Source organism: Vibrio sp. YT-19(2023) (assembly GCF_033337395.1).
The window spans coordinates 1-19,410 of record NZ_JAWOQN010000009.1 but is presented as its reverse complement, the minus strand read 5'-3'; the positions used below and the strand labels follow the sequence as shown (position 1 = coordinate 19,410).

The following is a 19,410-nucleotide window of genomic DNA, read 5'->3' as shown; positions in this document are numbered from 1 at the left end:
GTAAGAAAAAGTGCTCAAGTTTCCACAAATCGAGCCGAGAGGGCCAGATTGTATAGAAAACCAGCAAAAGGAAACAATTGAAGATAAGTTCGCAGACGATAGACGTAAGAATTAGAAAAGAAAAAGCCCCTTTTCCTTTGAGAGAACTGGGGCTAGGTTGGTCGCCAGAGCCTATGTGGAGATCAAGAGAAATGAACACATTTCCGGCATACCGAGTGCAACTTTACATTGAAAATGATTGGCAGGTGAGAGATGAGAGAGCCGCTCATTCTATTGTAAAGTTGCTTGCCAAAAGCCTGCATTCCCATCCACGTCTGAATGTATTGAGTACAGGCTAAGTAAACTACTGCAATAGTGACATTGCAGAGTTTGGCAACTGTTTCGCTTGAGCAAGAATCGATGTACCTGCTTGTTGCAAAATTTGTGCTTTGGTCATTTGCGTGGTTTCTTTCGCAAAATCTGTATCTTTAATTCGGCTGTTCGATGCGTCAACGTTTTCTTGGATATTCGCCAAGTTGTTGATGCTGTGACTCAAACGGTTTTGCTTCGCACCTAAGTCTGCACGTTGCGAGTCCACGTATTTCAGTGCCGAATCCAGCACAGAAATCGCGTTTTGAGAACCTTGTACCGTGGTCATATCAATATCTTGTACTGACGTTCTGATAGGTTCGTCACTCAGGCCAAGCTCAGATGCTAATCCACCAGAAATAGAAATCTCACCCTGAACGTTTGGATGCGCGACAAAAACTTGCAACTTGCCATCTTCACTTACAGACGCATTAATCATATCAGACTGACCATTAATGTAAGTGGCAAGCTCTTCGATGTCGTCGCCCGCTTTGGCATTAATGTTGATTTCTAGATCATCAACATTGCCGTCTTCGTCTTCACCCATACCTGGTAGCGTGATCTTCAAGTCAGATTTAGCTGGGTCAACACTCCAGTTTTTATCTTTACCGTTCTCAGATAAGAAGGTCACACCGCCCATGCGAGTATCGTCCGCACGAATGCTGGTGAGTCCCATGATCATGGCTTCACCTGAGCTCGCACCAATCTGGAATGCCGCTTCACCGAATGAGCCGTTCAATAGACGACGACCACCAAATGAAGTGGTTTCTGCAATACGGTTTAGCTCGTCAATCAATGCCATTGACTCTTCGTTGATCGCCTGACGCTCAGCCGGAGAGTTAGTACCGTTCGATGATTGAATCGCAAGGTCACGCATTCGTTGCATGACAGAGGTTGCCTCATTCATCGCACCTTCAGCGGTTTGTGCAATCGAGATACCATCGTTCGCGTTACGCATTGCGACATCTAGGCCACGAGACTGTGCAGTTAAGCGGTTAGAGATCTGTAGACCTGCCGCATCATCTTTTGCACTGTTAATCTTATGTCCTGAAGATAAGCGCTCCATCGACGTGTTTAATTCATCAGTCGCTTTGTTTAGGTAACGCTGCGCGGTCATCGCGGAGACGTTAGTACTAACTGTTACAGCCATTTTGCACTCCTGTTGAGTTCGCAAGATTTTGCGAAGCGGCCAGCTTTACTCTCATTTGGATAAGCACTGACCGTAAAAGTTACTTGCTAAATCTGCCTTAAACGCAGGGTTTAGAATCTCTAAATCTGTTCTGATATTTTCAATACAATTTGTGTGCCAACTTGCGTAAATTATTTAACTACTTTTAAAAGAATCAGATAAACAATAAGTTAGCTTTATCATTAAGCTATTTCCGGTTTGTCAGCCTCATCTTAGCCCAAGGGTATTGAACGCTGCCCTGTTGCCGCCCGACTTGCCTCTCGCGTCATTGCCGCTTTGGGTAAAATCGTGCCGCATAGCATGACTCTTAATTTACGTCGATTTATCGCACTTAAGGCTTTGCACATAAGGCATCAAAAATCAGACAGTGTGTCTTAAGTCAGACTAAATATAGTTAAACAGAGTTAGATCTTTGGTCTTACCGAATGCTTGTTGCGATGCCTGTAACGCTCGCGAGTTTTCACTGAACTCGATCACGGCTTTAGAGTAATCCAAGTCCTCAAAGTTGCTCTTCGCTTTTGCGAGAGACAAATTAAAGTCTTCATGATTTTGCTCTTGGATATCCAGCGTACTCAATCGAGCACCGGCATCTGTACGCGCTTTATTCAAATGGATAAAAGCAGCGTGGAATTCTTCTGTCATTTGGTGCAATTTGGCGGTCGCCGACGTATCCGAAACCGATTTGTCTGACCATGCCATTGCATCCTTGAAGGTATCGAAAATGCTGAACTCTGCCCGCTTTTCGATCTCAATGCTGTCACCAGGCGTAATTTGGCCTTTTACGTGCACTTTCAGGCCTTTGTATTCAATCCCTTTCTCTGGAGAAAACTCATCGGCATCCACTACTTTGCCGTTACGCTCTAATTGGTAACCAAATTTGCCGTTATTCATATCGACAAATGTCACGCGATACGCCGCATCATCCTTAGCGTCAACGTTAATAGCTTTGTTTAGCAACAGCTCAGAGCCGTTTTGTAGATCGTAATTCGGCTGATAGTCGCCAAATGGGTTTGGTATCTCCATAAACAGCTTGCTGCCGGGATCGTTCATTGGCATCTCAAGCATGCTGGAGACTTTCATTTTGCGCTGATAATCGTCCCCAGCGTATTGCACGCTACCATCTTTATCGCGATAAAATGGTTGGCTTTTTGGCTTAGTGCCAGCAAACACGTAGTTACCAGATTCATCTTGCGAGTTCACCAAGTTAAGGAAGTTGTTCGCAATCTCTTCTAGCTCACGCTTCTTTGCTTGTCGGTCTTCCGCAGAAAACGCACCGTTAATCATCTCCATCGTTAAGCGCTTCGACTCGTCGGCAAAATTCTCCGCATTGGCGATATTAACTTCGTGGTTTTCTAGACGATTACGCACCAACACTATCGAGCTAAGATATTGTTGTAGCTGTTCTTGTTGCTGACTAATGTTTTGGATGTAATGCGCAGCGAGGGGGTCGTCACTAGGTTTCAGTAACTTTTTCCCTGAAGCAAGCTGCTCTTGGTTGTGGTGAACCTTATTCTCTTGACGACGCAGATCATTTTGTACGGACTGATAGTTATGGAAACTAGAAATTCGGGTTAGCACTTATCTCTTCTCCTTACCTCAGTTGTAAAATGGTATTGAAGGTATCATTCGCCGCTTGCATCACACGTGATGAAGCCATGTACGCTTGTTGAAACTTCATCATGTTGGCCGCTTCTTCATCGAGGTTAACGCCAGAGATAGAAGCAACGCGCTCTTGTGCCGCCTCATGCTCTAAGCGAGCGACAGAGGCTAATCGGTTTGCTGTAGAAGATTTCAATCCGACTTCGGTATTGAGGTTGTGATAAACATCGATCAAAGTACTGGATTTTCCGTCCATCATCTTATCTGTTTGGATCTTCTGCATTTTTCTCAAGTTGCCATTACCACCTTCCGAAGGCACCAAGTTCGCGGTGAACTTGTCATTCATCAGCGCACCTTCGCTCAGCTCAAATACAGTCGCATCGCCATTTTTATACAGCGGATGACTTTTCGGCACTGAGATTTCAATCATCGGGTTATCTTTGTCTAGCGGGTATGAGTATTTGTCCGATAGCAAATTGCCTTTGTTGTCCGTGATCTTTAACCATGGCTTATCATGTTTCTCGTCGGCTGGTTGTACGGTGACCTCAAACTCTTTAACATCCCCCGCCTCACGAATTTTGAACTTGGCGTTACCTTGAGCAAAAGTGGTTGAAGCTTCATAACTTTGCGCGGCAATGGCTTTTGCATCATTGGTTTCCATCTTGATGATGGCTGCGCCACTTCGTGTTGGGCGCAATAATACGCGCTCACCAGCGGCAAGACCTTCACCGATTTGCACTTTCATACCATCCAGAACAAACGAAGAATCTGATTGATCAATGTTCAACGACATTTGCTCACCTTTCGGTGTTGTCACGCTATACTGGTCGCCATCATAACGTAGCGAATATTCACCACCTTTGATCGCTGAAATATCATCAATGTAAACCGCAACATCAGCTTGAGAGTCAGGCGCAGCAAAAACTCGAGATTTTGCCACCAGCTCAGAGTTCACGTCGGTAAATACGTCTTTACCTATCTTACCGTTAAGATCCAGACCTTGAGATTGCAGCTGATTAATTTTGTAGGAGAAACCCGTCGCTAAACGGCCCATTTCATCTTGCAGTTGTGGAATGTGTTTGTCGCGCATTTCAAGCAAAGCGCCGATTTTGCCATCCATGTCGTCAGACTTGATCGCTTTAATGCCATCCCCTTCCACCATTGCTAAGCGTCTTTGATGAACATCCGGATAGCCATCGATCATTTTGAGCTGGCTTGCTTCCGTGCCAGAAACAAGTGTGTGTCCATTGCCGATATGAACATTAAACCCTTCGGCATTTTTGCGTGGGGTTACGGTAACTTTGGTGTACTCTGACAGCTCAGTAACCAGCTTTTCATGCTGATCCATCAGGTCATTATGTGGACCGGGGGTGCGCATCATCAGTCGATGAATATCGCGAATTTCCAACGCAAGTTGGTTAACGCGCTCAATGCCCATATCCAATTTTTTATTGGTGACATCAGATTGCAGTCGCACGGTTTCGTGGAAATCATTTAATGTATCAGAGAAGATTTTCGCCTTTTCCAATACCACTTTTCGTGCCCCTAAATCGTTCGGGGTATCTGCCATGGTTTTTACCGCATCGAACCACTCATTCAGGTTCTCGGGAATTTTCTTCGATGCCACGGAGCTCAACATGCTAGAGAGCATATCAAGATTGTCTTGGGTATCCGTTTTGTTGGCATTGTTGGTCGACGACAGGTTCAGTTCATTCACGGCAAACTGATCCCACGAGCGGCGAACATTTTCCACATGCACACCCATGCCGTAGGTAGAACCACCAAACATGCGCGGATCATTCGTGCCTTGGATAACAGACTGACGGCTATAACCCTCTGTATTAACATTAGAAATGTTATGACCAGTGGTGTTTAATTGTCTCTGAGCAGTAAGCACACTTTGAGTACCTACATTCAGAAGATCTGACGCCATACATGCCCCCAAAAACGAAATATAAATCGGCAAAACCGATCACCTAGACACATTAAAAGCAAAAAATGTGCCAAGTGATAAAAAGGCGTAGATGTTCAGATAAAGTGAAGGCTTGCACTATGGCAAGCCTTCGAGAACGTCATAAATTGTCGCAGAGACATTACATACTTTCGATTTTATCCTTCACCTGCAGGACTTTATCTGCGTAATTCGGATCGGTCGCGTAACCCGCACTGTGGATACCGCGAATGAAGGACTCTGAATTCCCGCGTTGCTGCAATGCTGTCTCGTAACGTGGGTTGTCATTCAAAAATCGTACAAAGTCATTAAAGCTGTCTTCGTAACTTGAGTAGGAGCGAAACGCTGCCGTCTCTTTCACTGGCGTGTTATCGTGGAACTCTAAAGTTTGAGTCGTCACTTTGTCACCCTGCCAGCTTCGATCTGCTTTGATGTTAAATAAGTTGTTGCTGCTGCCACGCGCGTTCTTCACGACCTTTTGTCCCCACCCCGTTTCCAAAGCGGCTTGCGCAAGTAGCAAAGATGGCTCGACACCTAAGGCTTTCGCAGCTTTCTCCGCGTATGGCTTCATCGAGTTAACAAAGGATTCTGGTGAATCGAATCGAGTGGGTTCATTGCTTGGTCGAGATAGTTGACCAGATTCAATCAAGCGCTGTTCAATCTCGCGCGCTTTTTTCGGGTCAACACGACGATATTCCGCAGCATTGTTTGCCGCATCACGCATAGCCGTTTCTTTTTTGTCGTTCCCTTGCCCAGCCGTTAATTGCTTAACAATCATATCGGCCAGTCCCATTGAACCAGACGAACTCAATTCACTCGCCATCTGTTCATCCAACATTTGTCGGTAGAACTTCTCGTTTTGGCTGTTCATCATGTTGGACTCAAAGCCCTCATTGGCTTCACGCATGGATTTCAACATCATGGAGGTGAAGATCGATTCGAACTGACGAGCAGCCGCATGCAATGCTTCTTGCTCGCCATCTTTTCCCTCTTTCACTGCTTTTTGACGCAGAGTGTCCAGAGAACTGATGTCATGGATAAAACCAATGTCGTTAGGATTGTTCATTATACCTACCTCCTAACCATTAAATGATGATCAACTGGCCTTCAATGGCACCAGCTTGCTTCAATGCTTGTAAAATTGCCATCAAGTCCGAAGGCGCAGCCCCGACTTGATTCACGGCACGGACCAAATCATCCAACGTTAAGCCTGGTTCGAACTTAAACATTTTGCCTTGCTCTTCGCTGACTTCGATATCCGAGTCTGGTACGACTACGGTTTGCCCACCAGAAAAGCCGTTAGGTTGGCTAACATTCAGGTTTTCTTTGATCGCAACCGTCATGCCGCCGTGCGTTACTGCTGCTGGTTTAAGACGCACATGCTTACCAACTACGATGGTGCCCGTGCGAGAGTTAACGATGATTTTGGCCGCACCATCTGCTGGGTCAAACTCTAGGTTTTCGATTGCCGATAAGAACGCAACACGCTGGCTGACGTCACGAGGAGCACGCACGCGCACAGATGTCGCGTCAACAGCGCTCGCCATTTGTGGGCCGAGGAAGTTGTTTACAGCATCCGCCATACGTTGAGCCGTTGTGAAGTCTGACTCAAGCAAGTTGAACGTGATGTAATCACCACGACCAAATGGGTTTGGAATTTCTCGCTCTACTGTCGCACCACTAGAGATAAGACCAACGGTTGGATTGTTACCTACGATTTTAGAACCGTCAGCGCCTTCAGCACTGAAGCCGCTCACCACTAAGTTACCTTGAGCAACCGCGTAAACTTGACCGTCGAGACCTTTGAGGAACGTTTGTAGTAGCGTACCACCACGCAAACTTTTAGCACTTCCGATGGAAGAGACAGTCACGTCCACTTGCTGACCCGGTTTAGAGAAAGGCGGCAATTCTGCCGTAACCATGACTGCGGCAACGTTTTTAATTTTTGGCTTTGTGCCCGGCGGCATCTGAATGCCGAAGTTTTGCAGCATGGCGGCGAAACTTTGCTCTGTAAACGGGTTCGCTTCACCCGTACCAGGTAAGCCTGAAACCAAACCATAACCCACGAGTTGGTTGCTTCGTACACCTGCCACTTGCGCGACGTCTTTGATACGTGCGGCTTGGGCTACGGTAGAAAACAGAGCAACGCTCATCAGTACTAAAAGGAGTTTTTTCATGCTTACTTATCTCTTGCAGTCAAATTGCCGTCAGCACGGCGTGTTATAGCGCTACATTAAAGAATCGTGCCAAGAAGCCTGGCTCTTGCATATCTTGTTGCAAACCAGTCCCTGAGTATTGAATTCTTGCGTTAGAAACACGATTTGATGCAATGGTGTTGTCGAAATTAATATCATCCGGACGAATAGTGCCACTTAAACGTATGTACTCATCACCTGTATTTAGCGTCATCCACTTCTCACCGCGGATCACGAGGTTGCCGTTTGCCAGTACTTCAATCACCTCAACAGTGATGTAACCACTGATGCTGTTGCTCTGCTTTGCAGAAGAGTCACCTGCAAATGAGTTGGAGTTGTTTAAGTCATAAGAGAAATTATATTTTCCGCCAATTTGCAGCTCTTCTCCGCCCACTTGAAGCGGGTTCATTTGCGCTTCATTGGTTTTCGATAAATCGGCATTTGCGCTTTTCGTCGCACTGGTTGTCTCATCCAGTGTTACGGTAATAATGTCGCCAATACCACGTGGTTTAGAATCGTCGTAGAGATCGGTAATGTGCTCGGCGCTAAACAACGAACCTGTTGCAGCAGCATAATGCTCAGGTTTGTTTTTCGGATGAATTGGAGCCCAAGCAGGGTCGCCAGCAACCGGATCGCTTCTACCACGTAAAGTATCTACAATACCGCTGCTCTCTTCTTTCGATTTATCGCCTTCTACTGCGTCGACCACAGTGGTTGCTTGTGTCACTTCATCCGTTTCAATCGGTTCCAACATGGCACAGCCCGACATCGTAGCAATCAAAGCGAGTAGGCAAATACGTTTCATCGTGAGCTCCTCAAATCTTGCTCTTAATCGTTACAATTGCTGGTTAACGAAGCTCATCATCTTATCGACTGACGAGATCACTTTTGAATTCATTTCGTAAACGCGCTGGGCTTCGATCATGTTGACCAACTCTTCTGTTACATTCACGTTGGACGCTTCCAGCATGGATTGACGAATTTCCCCCAAACCGTCCAAACCAGGAACACCCTCTTGTGGATCGCCACTGGCACCCGTTGGTAAGTAAAGGTTCTGACCAATTGGCTCTAGGCCGCCCGGGTTAACAAAGTCTGTAATGGTTAGCTGACCAACGACTTGGTTGTCTTGCTGACCTCGGACGCGAACCGACACTTCACCATCCGTACCGACAGTAATAGAAATCGCATCTTCTGGAATCACAATTTCAGGCTCTACAGGGTAGCCAGAACCCGACGTGACTAACGTGCCTTCACCATTGAGCGTGAACTGACCGTTACGGGTATAACCGATGTTGCCGTCCGGCAATGTCACTTGGAAAAAACCGTCGCCTTCCACCATCATGTCCAGTGCGTTGGTCGTTGTCTGTGCATTGCCGTGCGTGTGCACTTTTTGCGTCGCAACCACTTTAGAACCCGCACCTAGCATCAAGCCACTTGGCAGTTCCGTGTTCTGAGATGACTGGCCGCCAGGCTGGTTGATGTTCTGATAGAACAGATCTTCGAATACTGCACGGCTCTTTTTGTAGCCGACAGTAGAGGCGTTCGCCAAGTTGTTCGAAATCGTGGCAATGTTGGTTTGTTGGGCGTCTAGACCTGTTTTACTTACCCATAGTGCTGGATGCATAGTGAACCTCTAACTCTGTTAACTCATACGAAGCAGTGAATCTGAAGATTTATCCATTTCTTCAGCTGTGCTCATCATCTTGACTTGCATTTCAAACTGACGTTGTAAGTCAATCAATGCGGTCATTTCACCTACGGCATTCACGTTACTGCCTTCTATCGCTCCCGTCTGGAGACTAACAGTCGCGTCTGCTTCGTAAGGTTGGTTTGGAGTTTTATGGCGAAATAAGCCATTGGTGTCTTTAAACAAGCTTTGATCATTAGGCTTAACAAGCTTAATGCGATCAACCGCTTGGAATTCTTCTGCCGGGGCACCTTGAGGAAGTACAGAGATGGTGCCATCCCGACCGATTTCAATTTTGGAGAGAGGGACAGGCAAAGTAATCGGCGCATCGTTTTCACCCAGCACCAAATGACCACTTGCGTTGGTAAGCATGCCATTTTGATCGACTTTTAGGTTGCCGTTACGGGTCAACCCTTCTTTCCCTGTGTGATCGAGTACCGATATCCAGCCGCTGCCTTCAATCGTCACATCCAGATCACGCCCTGTTGTAATCACGCTACCTTGAGCAAAGTTATGCCCTGGACGCTCTGTCATGCTGAATACACGTGAAGGATGGCCTTCACCATAAACCTGCATTGAGCGAGCCTGTGCTAAATCAGCCCGAAATCCGGTCGTGCTTACGTTAGCCAAGTTATTAGCGCGCAATTGTAGTGCCTGCATATTTTGCTTGGCGCCACTCATTGCGAGAAACAGTGCGCGATCCATAAATTACTCCAAAAAATCTCTCTGTACACGGAGTAAAAGCAATAGTTATGCCAAAACAAAAATAGACTTATCAATCAATACTTTGAATTAAAAATCAACAATGAAAAGAGGTCGATAGAGGCAGAAAACTGTAACGAGAGGCAAGGTTTTGATCCATACGGCGGCAACAGCGGCAAATCGTAGATCAAAGCATGCTTAGCCTGAGTGAGGTGTATTCAGGCTAAGCATCAGATGAATGTCATGATGAAAATGAACAAAGCGGTAATTACTAAGAAGCAATCACACGCCATTGCTTACTCAAGCAGAGTATCGAATGACCCAGCTAGTGCTCTAGCGGATCTGTAAGATATTCTGTTGTAGTTGGTTGTGTACTTCTAGCGAACGTGAGTTTGCTTGGAAGTTACGCTGAGCAGAGATCAGGTCCACCAACTCCTGAGTCATATCAATGTTTGATTGCTCTAGCATACCGTTGTTGATAGTACCGAAAGAGCCTTTGTTTGATTCACCCCAGATCTTGTCACCAGAGAACTGCGTTGAATCCCATTGAGTGCCGCCTTTCTTATCCAGACCTTGCTCGTTTGGAACACGTACGAGAGCAACACGACCCAATGTAACGTTTTCACCGTTTGAGTAAGTCCCCAATACGCTGCCGTTTTCATCGAAGTCAACTTTCGTTAGGAAGCCAGTTGTTGCACCGTCTTCGTCAAACTTAGTCAGTTCGAACGGAGCCGCAAACTGTGTTGCTGAGCCTAAGCCGAAGTTAAGCGTCTGCGCAGGATCGGCACCATTCATATCGACTGGTGTCGTGTTCGTCGCCGGATCGCCCAGAGCCACAGAAGTGATTGGCTGACCATTGTTCAAGCTCGCCAACGTACCATCGTTGTTGAACTTCATGGTATGCCCCACATGACCTGTTGGCGTTTGCGCATCACCAGCCGCAACATTTAAAGGCTTTTCACCTTCTTTATCTGTCACGGTGTAGTAAGTGTTCCATGTATTTGGCTGAGTCTGATCTTTCAAGTAATACGTCGTTAGCTTGTAAGACTGACCCATCGAGTCATAAATTGTCGAAGAGGTTGAACGGTTGTATGTATCTGGGTCTGAAAAATCAAACTGCGTTGGATCTTTCAAATCGCCGTTCGCTGGCAAGTTCACACCCACTTCAATGTTTGCTGTTTGTTTTGGCTTACCAAATTCAGCAGGAATATTGATGGGTTGTGGCTCGTATGAAGAAACCTCACCAGAGCTTGGGTCCACTTGGTAACCTAATAAGAACTCGTCGTTCGCGGTCACCATGTAGTTTTCTTTATTTAAGTGAAATGCACCATTACGTGTCAGTTCATTCTGTTGTGGAGTTAGACGCTCTTTCGCTACAGCGAAAAAACCTGTCCCCGAAACACGCAAATCCATTGGGTTGTTGGTGTAAATGCTAGAGCCTTCATGGAACTGCTGTGCCACTTGGCTTGCTTGCGCACCACCACCCGGTGTGGTTTTTGCGTTAGTAAATAAAGAGTTAGAGTAGACATCAGCAAACTCAGCACGGGACTCTTTAAAGCCGTAAGTGTTGGCGTTCGCAATGTTGTTACTGGTGGTGTTCAAATCCAGTTGGGCGGCGGACAAACCGCTTAAAGATACATATGACATTCCAAAATCTCCTAATCTAGCGAGCTATGACTACGCTTTGCCGACTTCCAATACTTCTGCAAGTCGAACTGGCGATTCAAAACCAGCCAGATTGAGTAATACGTTTCCGTCACCTTTGCCAAGCAATACGCTGTTTACGTTGGCATACGTCGATACTGGGAACTCTTGCGACTCCCCTTCAACTAAGCCAGACGCTTTCACTTTGTATTTGCCAGCTGGCAGTGGATTTCCGCTTTCATCTTTACCGTCCCAAAGCACACGCGTGTCGCCGGCTGGTTTCGCCCCTACCTCAAAGGTACGAACCAGTTGGCCAGCTTCATCCTCTACACGAACAAACAGATTATCGATAGATTGTGAAAGCTTAACCATTGCCGCCATTGGTGCGTCGTCCTGCTTCACACCTGCTGCTCCTGGGACCAATACGTCACGCCCTACCAAAGAGGAAGCTTGTAACGCTTGATTTGATGTCATTGACGAATTCAAACTCTCAAACTGAGTGTTCATCTTGCCAATGCCATCAACGGTCGCAAATGAAGCCATTTGCGCAATCATCTGGTCATTACTTACCGGCTTAAAAGGGTCTTGCTGAGACAGTTGCTTCGTGAGCAATGATAAGAAGTCTTCCTGTTTTAGATCCTGCTTACCCGTGCTCTCTTCCGCTTTCTTGTTACTCTCTTGTAGACTTTTAAGCTGGTCGATATAGGACAAGCCGCTTTGACCAACGTTGTTAATTCCGGCCATACGCTACCCCCTTATCCTTATTGACCCATCTGCAGCGTACGCAGCAGCATTTGTTTACTAGAATCAGCGACCTGTACATTAGTTTGGTATGCACGAGAAGCTGAAATCATGTTTGCCATTTCTTCCATTACATTGACGTTAGGCTTGTAAATGTAGCCTTCTTCGTTTGCAAGGGGATGGTCTGGGTTGTACTCCGCACTCAGCGGTTTATCACTTTCTACAATACCCATCACTTTCACTGGCACCGTATCACCGCCACGCATGGCGTTACTTAACTCTGCACCAAACACGGCATGACGCGCCTTGTAAGTGTCTTTCGCAGAGCTGCTGACACTGTCGGCGTTCGCCAAGTTGCTTGAGGTAGTATTCAGACGAACGGATTCAGCGCTCATTGCGGAACCTGTCACATTGAAAACGTTAAATAAGCTCATCTAAATTATTCCCCTTTGATTGCTTTGGTTAAGTTCTTGAATTTGCTGCCTAGAAAGTCGAGTGATGCTTGGTGTCTGATTTGGTTTTGCATAAACAAGTTACGCTCTAAATCCAAGTCTACCGTGTTGCCATCTCCCGTATCTGGTTGCGTAGGAAGACGATATAACTTGTCCCCAACCAACGTTGTAGTGGCAGGAATATGCCGACCATCTGTGCGACTAAGACCAATGCTTGCCCCAGATGTTGCCGCTTGCAATTCCTTCGCAAAGTCTAAACCTCTTGCTTTGTAACCAGGCGTGTTTGCTTGTGCGATATTGGTGGAAATCACCTCTGCATTGCGCTCACGTACGCCCACCGTGTGCTGGTGGATCCCTAGTGCATTGTCAAAAGATATAGCCATGTTTGCCTCTACAATTAAGAACTGACCGTGATTGATAACCAAAAAGCAATTAGCATGCCAAAACCTAAAGCATTACACCAACCTAGTGGTTACCGTGAATTGAAATAGCAATAAGTGAGCCAAAGTAACTGGAATGTCATGTCGTATCACTTTGTTCACTTAATAAAGATACACCGTGTTGAGGGCACAAGGCAAAAACGCGCTTCAACTAATTGAGTGATACATGAAACGCTCGGCGCAGAAAGGTAACAAACAAAAAAGCCTGACACGAAGTCAGGCTTTTCTATCAATGAAGAGATACCGCTATTTAAGCTTGTAAATGATGCCCGGATTACAGCGCACCATTTCAAATTTATCAGTCAGACCAGTTAGCGACTCTGATGCCCCTAACAGCAAGTAGCCACCAGGGTTTAAACTGCTCGCCATTTGGTTAAGCACTTTAGATTTCATTTCTGGAGAAAAGTAAATCAATACGTTACGACAGAAAATGATGTCGAACTTACCCATCAGTGCGTAACTGTCCATCAAGTTTTGTGGACGAAAGTTCACCAAACGCTTGACGTTATCTTTGACTTTCATGCGACCACCGTCCGCATTTTCAAAGAAGGTGCGACGACGTTCTGGTGAAAGCCCGCGACCCAAAGCCAAGTTGTCGTACACCCCTGCACGACACATCTCGAGCATACTTGCCGAAATATCTGTGGCTGTAATGGACACGTTTGGTAACAAGCCCGGCTTGCGCTGTTGCGTTTCCAGGATCGTCATTGCAATAGAATACGGTTCTTGGCCCGATGAACTGGCAGCAGACCAGATCTTAATTGGGCGCTTGCTTGCCGCTACTTCTGGCAATAATTTGTCAGCTAAAACCGTGAACGGATAAGTATCTCGAAACCACAAGGTTTCGTTAGTCGTCATCGCATCCACAGCGGCGACTCGTAATTCTCGATTACGCCCTGTAACAACATCACGTAGCAAATCTGATAACGATGCGAGCTTAAACTTCGTCACTAAAGGACTCAGTCGGCTACGCACGAGGTATTGCTTGCTATCACCTAACACGATGCCACATTGCGATTCTAGAAAACGGCTAAAGTCACGATACTCTTGATCACTGATTGTAATAGCAGTCATTAATGTCTCTTTTATTGTGTTAATGCAGATTTAACCGCGTTACCCAACTCATCTGGGTTAAATTTCGCAATGAAGGTGTTGGCACCTACACGCTCAACCATAGCTTGGTTGAATACACCACTTAATGAAGAATGGAGGATAACATAAAGGTCTTTCAAATCGGCATGTCTGCGAATTTCAGCCGTTAAGGTATAGCCGTCCATTTCTGGCATTTCAATATCGGAAATAACCAACGAAATTTGATCGTAGATATTGCCTTCTTGAGCCATTTCAATCAACTTATTGTACGCTTCTTTGCCGTCTTTGACAGATACGACCTCAAAACCGATGGATGTAATCGCACGCTCTACCTGTTTACGCGCGACCGTCGAGTCATCAGCAATCAGTATGCGGCGTACAATAGGCTTTTCTTGTTCTGCTTGTGCGATTTCTTCGCCAATAGCGGAATCCATCGTTTCATCAACTGGCGCAATTTCTGCTAGGATTTTTTCAACGTCAAGGATCTCAACCAGCTCATTGTCAATGTTTGTCACGGCAGTCAAGTAGTGCGCTTTACCTGCGCCGTCTGGCGGTGGCAAAATCGCTTCCCAATGCATATTGATAATACGCTCAACCGATGATACCAAAAATGCTTGGATCGTACGGTTAAATTCTGCAATAACAACAAAACATTTATCTAAATCAGTGGTTGGGCGGCCACCAATTGCCAGGCTCAAATCAATAACGGACACGGTATGGCCGCGGATATGAGCGATACCTTTAACCAGAGGGTGTAGATTTGGCATTGAAGTTAGCTTAGGGCACTGTAGTACTTCTTTCACTTTGAATACGTTAATGCCGTAGCGCTGTCGGCCCATCAGTCGAAAGGTCAATAATTCCAATCGGTTCTGACCGACGAGTTGCGTACGCTGATTCACCGAGTCAAGAATCCCCGTCATATGCTCATCTCCATCTCAAACTTTTTGTTTTTAAATGATACTCTACCACTGGCAAGCACGATACCAGGGAGACAGTATGGCGTATTTCACTTTCACTTCGACACCATTGACTATGACAATATGTAGAGCGCTAATTACAAAGTACGCTAAGTCTATCGGCATTTTGCTCAGTATGTTTAGCTTTTTTGTTCATTCAGCTTCAGATAATCAGATCGAGCAAATAAAAACAGCAGCAGAACAACATATTCTTGCTACGGTTGATCAGCCTGATGGTGGCGAGCTATCTGTTAATGCGGCAGAGATCGACTCGAGAATAAAAGCAACGGATTGCCCTGTTCCGTTAGATACATCTGCCTCTTCCACCAGCAGCACGAGAAGTAACATCAATGTGTTAGTGGAATGCCAACCGGATGACTGGAAAGTCTATGTCCCTGTGAGGATCTCGGTATCAGTACCAATGATCGTCGCGACACGAACACTAGGGAGAGGAGAAATCGTCAGCGCATCGGATGTTACCACTTCCATGATCGAGCTACAGCGCTTTCGTAAAGATGGATTTTCTAGCTACGATCAAGTGGTTGGGGCAAAGCTAAAGCGTAATGTTCGTTTAGGCGATGTCGTAGAGAGAAATGATGTTTGTGTGGTATGCCGAAATGAAAAGGTCATTATCAAAGCGGTGAATTCTGGCATGACGATCACAACGCAAGGCACAGCATTGCAGGATGGCTCAGCTGGCGATCAAGTAAGAGTGAAAAATGATAAGTCACAACGTATAATAGAAGGTATAGTGACTGACATTGCGGAAATCACTGTTAATTTTTAATACCCACTGGTAGCGTGTTTAAACTGATCAATAAAAATGCAAAAAATGACTAAAGTTATTTTTGCGCTGGTCGATAGTCTGGATACCAGTATTACGATACAAGGCAAAGGTTAAACATGGCAGGTATAGATAATATACGTTCAGGGCAAATGATGACGACAACAAGTCGCGTACCTGCACGTAACGATTCCAATGCTACCAGCACGACAGAATCAAAAAAGGCGCCAGCGCAACAAGACGCAGTATCACTCAGCCAGCAAAGTAAAGCCGTCAGTAAACTCCAGAAGGATATGGCAGCTTCTCCGGCATATGACAGCGCCAAAGTTGCAGCAATCAAAGAAGCTATCACAAACGGTTCATACAAAGTCGATCCTGAAAAATTGGCTGACAACATGATTAAGTTTGAAAACGAATTGCAAGGCAAAAGCTAACTGACTTAGGCCGAAGGTAAGTATTTTATGGCAGCATTAGTCGATCTCGTTAATTTCCAGCTAGAAAATGCTAAGGCACTTTCCGCTGTTTTACGCCAAGAAACACAAGCAATAACGGCGCGTGTCTCTACCGAGATTGAGAACATTGCCAAACAGAAGATGACGCTCATTGATCAGCTCAGAACAACTGATCAGCGAATCGCCTCTCACCCGCACGTCAATCAACTTACTGAAGATGAGCACCTAAGTCAGGTTGTTGCTCAAATCCAATCGATCGTCCTCGACTGTCAACAAGTTAACCAAGTAAATGGCGAATCGCTTAGTCGCGCACAGCTGAGCTTCAATAAACTCAACAACATGCTTCAGCGAACTCATGGCAAAGTTGGCATAACCTACAATGCGGGCGGAAAAACCCACACCATCTCGACGCTTGGCACCAATATAAAAGCTTAAACGTCACTCCTACCCTCAATTTCCGCGCTCACGTAGATATAAAAAAGCGACTCATTGTTACCAATCAGCCGCTCAAAAAGATTATCTGTCTAGTGAAATGGTTTAAAACAAGGTTTGCTGACGCTTCTCAGGCACCTGCTGAACTTCTCCATAATCACGTAGCTTATCCATCTTACGGATATCCAGACGCAGCTCAGTCACATAGCTGTCTTCAACAAGATAACTACGCACAACTTCTGCACCACGAATTACACCATCGACGGCACCAGTGGTGCTTTCAATACCCAAACGTTGGTCTTGCAGCTCTGCACGTCCACTAACACGCATGCCATAAACTTGCTCTGCTAGCTCACGATAAGCATCAATTTTTGATGCGCGCATTGCTCGTACACGCTTTTCTTCTACTGTGCGGCCTGTTTGCTCACTGACGCTGGCGTAACCCAGCGCCACTAAGATTTCATCTTGACGCATCTGTTGTAATGGCTGACACCCCACCAATATCAGTGTGGCAACAATAAATAATAACTTCTTCATGCTTCTATCCTATGGACGGAGAATCACAGTGTACGGCTGACGAATGGTAGGGTCAGAACGAATCAACACACCATCTTGTGTGCGGATGCTATTTAACGTATCTAAGTCACGCCCAATACGGTCAGCCGGAAGGAAACCTTGCGCTGTCGCTACAACTACACGGCTTTGCATGCCAACCACGCGTGCATTGACAAGCACTCCGCCCTCTTGGCGCAGCATTGTTCCGGTCAGTACATACTGAATTTGCTGCTCTTGAGCTAAATCTTGCCAATCACGACTTAAAGCAAAATCGCCCTGCTGCGTCACTTGAATAGAGCCCGTAGTTTTGAAATCAACCACTTTAAACCCTCGGCGCTGAAACTGATGGATAAAACCTTCAGAGACCGAGTTACCTAACCAGTTTGTTGCATCCATATTTTGTAGATCAACAAACGAGGTAATCGCAATCGGTGTCCGCGCTGATACTGCCACATTAGAAACCATCAGGTCTTCTGTCATGCTCTCAATGAAAAAGTCCATCGTATGACGCGGACTATCCATCAGCATGAACTGGCTTCCCGAGTACGGTTCTTTACCATTGTAAATCGGTGAGTACGCGCACGATGTCAGAAGCGTCATCATCGATGCGGCGACAAGCCACTTTTTCATGGTTTGATTCTCCAGATAATCTTAGGTGATACCGTTCTTTATTAATTCCTTTCCAAGAAAGTGAATATTGGAACAGTCTTTGCTTTTCTTTGTTTGCCTAACGAAGAAAAACCCACCAAACTTCACTGAATTTGTTAAAGCAATATTTATACCCGAACGGTTGTAACCAATGAAAAAAATATTAAACAGTCTGTTTTCAATCACTTTAGTGATGCTTGTGCCTTTTAAGGTAATGGCATCTTGGTATGAAGTCACAGGCGTTGCCACCATCGTTTCTTCAGAAGAGACGGCAAGGCTCCATGCGTTGGAAGACGCGCTGTTCAAAGCCGTCAATTTTTCGGGCGCAGATATTGGCAGTATTAGCAACTTGATGCCGCTATTAGAAGAAAGCCGCAACGAATACCAGTTTACCAATCATGAAGTCCGTTACATTTTGGTCGAGTCTGAACGCAAACGTCGCGGTAAAGTCGAGGTAAAAATCCGCGTTGATATTTATCCATCGGCAACGGGTTGCCACACCGATCAATACAAAAAGACAATGCTGGTCGGCAATATTGAGGTCGCATCACCACAACAAGCAGTGATGGGACAAATTTATCAAGTTGGTGACGATTTTAGCCACGTAGTGAACCGTCAACTTGATCAAACCTCACGCAGCTTTGTGTCTGTTGGTACAACGGACTACTCAATAAGCAGCAACTATCCTGCTCGCACTCAAATGATCGCGCAAGACAATGGCGCACAATACATCATTGGAGGGGTCATCACCGATCTCACTGCAACGGTCGAATCTCAACTATTGCAAGATGACATCATCAATCGTCAGTTTGCGTTAGAAATGAAAGTATTTGATGGTAAAACTGGCCATGAAATCTTCAACAAAGCCTACCGTGAGGTCGCGCGTTGGCCATTTGCTAAGACGAGTCAAGTGGACACTCGTAGTGCACGTTTTTGGGCATCGACCTATGGCGAGATGATGCTTCGCGTTAGTCGCAATATTATGTTGGATCTGGAGTCGGAGCTGTCTTGCAAAATTACATTGCCAGAGGTTGTGGCAGTCTTCGGTAATACCGTAACGATGGATCTCGGCCGTATGCACGGCGTAAAAGAGGGAGACAAATTGCAGCTTTGGCACACCGCGTCGTTTATCGACCAAAATGGATTGCCAAGAAACAAAGTCTCGCAAAGCGAAATTACATTAACGGTATCACGCATATACGAACACGAAGCGGAACTGACGATTGATCAGCCAAATTTAGCATCTAGCGTTCAAATTGGCGACGTAATGAACAAGATCCTATAAAAGCAAACATTAAGTCTTGAGATATGCTCACTTTTGAATATCATAGGCAGCGCATCTTATTTGATTATACCAATGACCGTAGCGAATCGTTCAACGTGATGCTGATACAGATCTAGTTAGATTGCTAGATTTGAACTCAGTAAAACAGTGCAATGAACTGCAACTATTGGTATTACGCCCCCATGGCACAGCTGGATAGCGCAGTCCCCTCCTAAGGGACAGGTCGTAGGTTCGAATCCTACTGGGGGCGCCATATCA

20 protein-coding genes and 1 tRNA gene are annotated in these 19,410 nt (G+C 45.8%); 5 read left to right on the top strand and 16 right to left on the bottom strand.

Translation table 11 applies throughout. The features are described from left to right. Nucleotides 1-343 precede the first annotated feature (343 nt). The 14 genes from R7E78_RS08525 to R7E78_RS08460 all read right to left on the bottom strand — a co-directional run bounded on the left by R7E78_RS08525 (nt 344) and on the right by R7E78_RS08460 (nt 14,960). Entirely contained in the window at nt 344-1,498 is a 1,155-nt protein-coding gene (locus R7E78_RS08525; protein ID WP_005382038.1) for a flagellin, read from the bottom strand. Nucleotides 1,499-1,921: 423 nt separating this feature from the next. After that, on the bottom strand, nt 1,922-3,115 hold the full coding sequence (flgL, locus tag R7E78_RS08520; protein ID WP_318057843.1) for a flagellar hook-associated protein FlgL: 1,194 nt from the start codon (nt 3,113-3,115) through the stop codon (nt 1,922-1,924). 13 nt (nt 3,116-3,128) lie between these two features. After that, nucleotides 3,129-5,069, bottom strand: coding sequence for a flagellar hook-associated protein FlgK (gene flgK / locus R7E78_RS08515; RefSeq protein WP_017819974.1), 1,941 nt, complete (start codon nt 5,067-5,069; stop codon nt 3,129-3,131). Nucleotides 5,070-5,229: 160 nt separating this feature from the next. Continuing rightward, nucleotides 5,230-6,156 (bottom strand): flagellar assembly peptidoglycan hydrolase FlgJ, encoded by a 927-nt coding sequence (flgJ, locus tag R7E78_RS08510; protein WP_031779079.1) that lies wholly within the window; start codon nt 6,154-6,156, stop codon nt 5,230-5,232. A 16-nt stretch (nt 6,157-6,172) separates the two neighbouring features. Then, complete coding sequence (locus tag R7E78_RS08505) at nt 6,173-7,264, bottom strand: flagellar basal body P-ring protein FlgI (protein ID WP_005393118.1); 1,092 nt, start codon at nt 7,262-7,264, stop codon at nt 6,173-6,175. Nucleotides 7,265-7,307: 43 nt separating this feature from the next. Continuing rightward, nucleotides 7,308-8,087: a flagellar basal body L-ring protein FlgH gene (gene flgH, locus R7E78_RS08500; protein WP_318057842.1), complete on the bottom strand. Its 780-nt coding sequence runs from the start codon at nt 8,085-8,087 to the stop codon at nt 7,308-7,310. Between the two features lie 30 nt (nt 8,088-8,117). Then, nucleotides 8,118-8,906: a flagellar basal-body rod protein FlgG gene (flgG, locus tag R7E78_RS08495; RefSeq protein WP_005382032.1), complete on the bottom strand. Its 789-nt coding sequence runs from the start codon at nt 8,904-8,906 to the stop codon at nt 8,118-8,120. Nucleotides 8,907-8,924: 18 nt separating this feature from the next. After that, nucleotides 8,925-9,674, bottom strand: coding sequence for a flagellar basal-body rod protein FlgF (gene flgF / locus R7E78_RS08490; protein WP_130546528.1), 750 nt, complete (start codon nt 9,672-9,674; stop codon nt 8,925-8,927). Between the two features lie 330 nt (nt 9,675-10,004). After that, nucleotides 10,005-11,318, bottom strand: coding sequence for a flagellar hook protein FlgE (flgE, locus tag R7E78_RS08485; RefSeq protein ID WP_005382030.1), 1,314 nt, complete (start codon nt 11,316-11,318; stop codon nt 10,005-10,007). A gap of 30 nt (nt 11,319-11,348) precedes the next feature. After that, entirely contained in the window at nt 11,349-12,059 is a 711-nt protein-coding gene (flgD, locus tag R7E78_RS08480; protein WP_005382029.1) for a flagellar hook assembly protein FlgD, read from the bottom strand. Between the two features lie 17 nt (nt 12,060-12,076). Next, nucleotides 12,077-12,490 carry a flagellar basal body rod protein FlgC gene (gene flgC, locus R7E78_RS08475; RefSeq protein WP_005393132.1) on the bottom strand — a complete coding sequence of 138 codons (414 nt, stop codon included), beginning with the start codon at nt 12,488-12,490 and terminating at the stop codon, nt 12,077-12,079. A 5-nt stretch (nt 12,491-12,495) separates the two neighbouring features. Further along, complete coding sequence (gene flgB / locus R7E78_RS08470; protein ID WP_005382026.1) at nt 12,496-12,891, bottom strand: flagellar basal body rod protein FlgB; 396 nt, start codon at nt 12,889-12,891, stop codon at nt 12,496-12,498. Nucleotides 12,892-13,194: 303 nt separating this feature from the next. Next, nucleotides 13,195-14,022: a CheR family methyltransferase gene (locus tag R7E78_RS08465; protein ID WP_005382024.1), complete on the bottom strand. Its 828-nt coding sequence runs from the start codon at nt 14,020-14,022 to the stop codon at nt 13,195-13,197. An 11-nt stretch (nt 14,023-14,033) separates the two neighbouring features. Then, the gene (locus tag R7E78_RS08460; RefSeq protein ID WP_005382022.1) at nt 14,034-14,960 is read right to left on the bottom strand and encodes a chemotaxis protein CheV; all 927 of its coding nucleotides are present in this window, start codon (nt 14,958-14,960) and stop codon (nt 14,034-14,036) included. Nucleotides 14,961-15,036: 76 nt separating this feature from the next. Here R7E78_RS08460 and flgA point away from each other — a divergent pair, with 76 nt between their 5' ends. The 3 genes from flgA to R7E78_RS08445 all read left to right on the top strand — a co-directional run bounded on the left by flgA (nt 15,037) and on the right by R7E78_RS08445 (nt 16,667). Next, nucleotides 15,037-15,783, top strand: a complete 747-nt coding sequence (flgA, locus tag R7E78_RS08455) for a flagellar basal body P-ring formation chaperone FlgA (protein WP_005382020.1) — start codon at nt 15,037-15,039, stop codon at nt 15,781-15,783. A 116-nt stretch (nt 15,784-15,899) separates the two neighbouring features. Beyond that, nucleotides 15,900-16,214 carry a flagellar biosynthesis anti-sigma factor FlgM gene (flgM, locus tag R7E78_RS08450; protein WP_318057841.1) on the top strand — a complete coding sequence of 105 codons (315 nt, stop codon included), beginning with the start codon at nt 15,900-15,902 and terminating at the stop codon, nt 16,212-16,214. A gap of 27 nt (nt 16,215-16,241) precedes the next feature. Beyond that, complete coding sequence (locus R7E78_RS08445; protein WP_318057840.1) at nt 16,242-16,667, top strand: flagella synthesis protein FlgN; 426 nt, start codon at nt 16,242-16,244, stop codon at nt 16,665-16,667. Between the two features lie 102 nt (nt 16,668-16,769). On the opposite strand, the gene flgP is transcribed toward R7E78_RS08445, so the two are convergent. Both flgP and R7E78_RS08435 read right to left on the bottom strand, forming a co-directional pair. Further along, a complete protein-coding gene (flgP, locus tag R7E78_RS08440; protein ID WP_318057839.1) occupies nt 16,770-17,201 on the bottom strand; it encodes a flagellar assembly lipoprotein FlgP in 432 nt (143 codons plus the stop codon). Nucleotides 17,202-17,210: 9 nt separating this feature from the next. Beyond that, on the bottom strand, nt 17,211-17,849 hold the full coding sequence (locus tag R7E78_RS08435; protein ID WP_005382013.1) for a FlgO family outer membrane protein: 639 nt from the start codon (nt 17,847-17,849) through the stop codon (nt 17,211-17,213). Between the two features lie 169 nt (nt 17,850-18,018). Between R7E78_RS08435 and R7E78_RS08430 the strand changes: the two genes are divergently transcribed. Both R7E78_RS08430 and R7E78_RS08425 read left to right on the top strand, forming a co-directional pair. Continuing rightward, a complete protein-coding gene (locus R7E78_RS08430; protein ID WP_005382012.1) occupies nt 18,019-19,152 on the top strand; it encodes a flagellar assembly protein FlgT in 1,134 nt (377 codons plus the stop codon). Nucleotides 19,153-19,328: 176 nt separating this feature from the next. Continuing rightward, nucleotides 19,329-19,405: transfer RNA gene (locus R7E78_RS08425), tRNA-Arg, on the top strand. The last annotated feature ends 5 nt before the right edge of the window (nt 19,406-19,410 follow it).

What these genes read in the sequence shown, in the direction of transcription:
- R7E78_RS08465 (WP_005382024.1), bottom strand. Translation starts at nt 14,022, where the DNA reads ATGACTGCTATTACAATCAGTGATCAAGAGTATCGTGACTTTAGCCGT.
- R7E78_RS08505 (WP_005393118.1), bottom strand. Translation starts at nt 7,264, where the DNA reads ATGAAAAAACTCCTTTTAGTACTGATGAGCGTTGCTCTGTTTTCTACC.
- flgD (WP_005382029.1), bottom strand. Translation starts at nt 12,059, where the DNA reads ATGGCCGGAATTAACAACGTTGGTCAAAGCGGCTTGTCCTATATCGAC.
- flgE (WP_005382030.1), bottom strand. Translation starts at nt 11,318, where the DNA reads ATGTCATATGTATCTTTAAGCGGTTTGTCCGCCGCCCAACTGGATTTG.
- R7E78_RS08460 (WP_005382022.1), bottom strand. Translation starts at nt 14,960, where the DNA reads ATGACGGGGATTCTTGACTCGGTGAATCAGCGTACGCAACTCGTCGGT.
- flgM (WP_318057841.1), top strand. Translation starts at nt 15,900, where the DNA reads ATGGCAGGTATAGATAATATACGTTCAGGGCAAATGATGACGACAACA.
- R7E78_RS08430 (WP_005382012.1), top strand. Translation starts at nt 18,019, where the DNA reads ATGAAAAAAATATTAAACAGTCTGTTTTCAATCACTTTAGTGATGCTT.
- R7E78_RS08435 (WP_005382013.1), bottom strand. Translation starts at nt 17,849, where the DNA reads ATGAAAAAGTGGCTTGTCGCCGCATCGATGATGACGCTTCTGACATCG.
- R7E78_RS08445 (WP_318057840.1), top strand. Translation starts at nt 16,242, where the DNA reads ATGGCAGCATTAGTCGATCTCGTTAATTTCCAGCTAGAAAATGCTAAG.
- flgH (WP_318057842.1), bottom strand. Translation starts at nt 8,087, where the DNA reads ATGAAACGTATTTGCCTACTCGCTTTGATTGCTACGATGTCGGGCTGT.
- R7E78_RS08525 (WP_005382038.1), bottom strand. Translation starts at nt 1,498, where the DNA reads ATGGCTGTAACAGTTAGTACTAACGTCTCCGCGATGACCGCGCAGCGT.
- flgF (WP_130546528.1), bottom strand. Translation starts at nt 9,674, where the DNA reads ATGGATCGCGCACTGTTTCTCGCAATGAGTGGCGCCAAGCAAAATATG.
- flgG (WP_005382032.1), bottom strand. Translation starts at nt 8,906, where the DNA reads ATGCATCCAGCACTATGGGTAAGTAAAACAGGTCTAGACGCCCAACAA.
- flgA (WP_005382020.1), top strand. Translation starts at nt 15,037, where the DNA reads ATGGCGTATTTCACTTTCACTTCGACACCATTGACTATGACAATATGT.
- flgP (WP_318057839.1), bottom strand. Translation starts at nt 17,201, where the DNA reads ATGAAGAAGTTATTATTTATTGTTGCCACACTGATATTGGTGGGGTGT.
- flgB (WP_005382026.1), bottom strand. Translation starts at nt 12,891, where the DNA reads ATGGCTATATCTTTTGACAATGCACTAGGGATCCACCAGCACACGGTG.
- flgK (WP_017819974.1), bottom strand. Translation starts at nt 5,069, where the DNA reads ATGGCGTCAGATCTTCTGAATGTAGGTACTCAAAGTGTGCTTACTGCT.
- flgC (WP_005393132.1), bottom strand. Translation starts at nt 12,490, where the DNA reads ATGAGCTTATTTAACGTTTTCAATGTGACAGGTTCCGCAATGAGCGCT.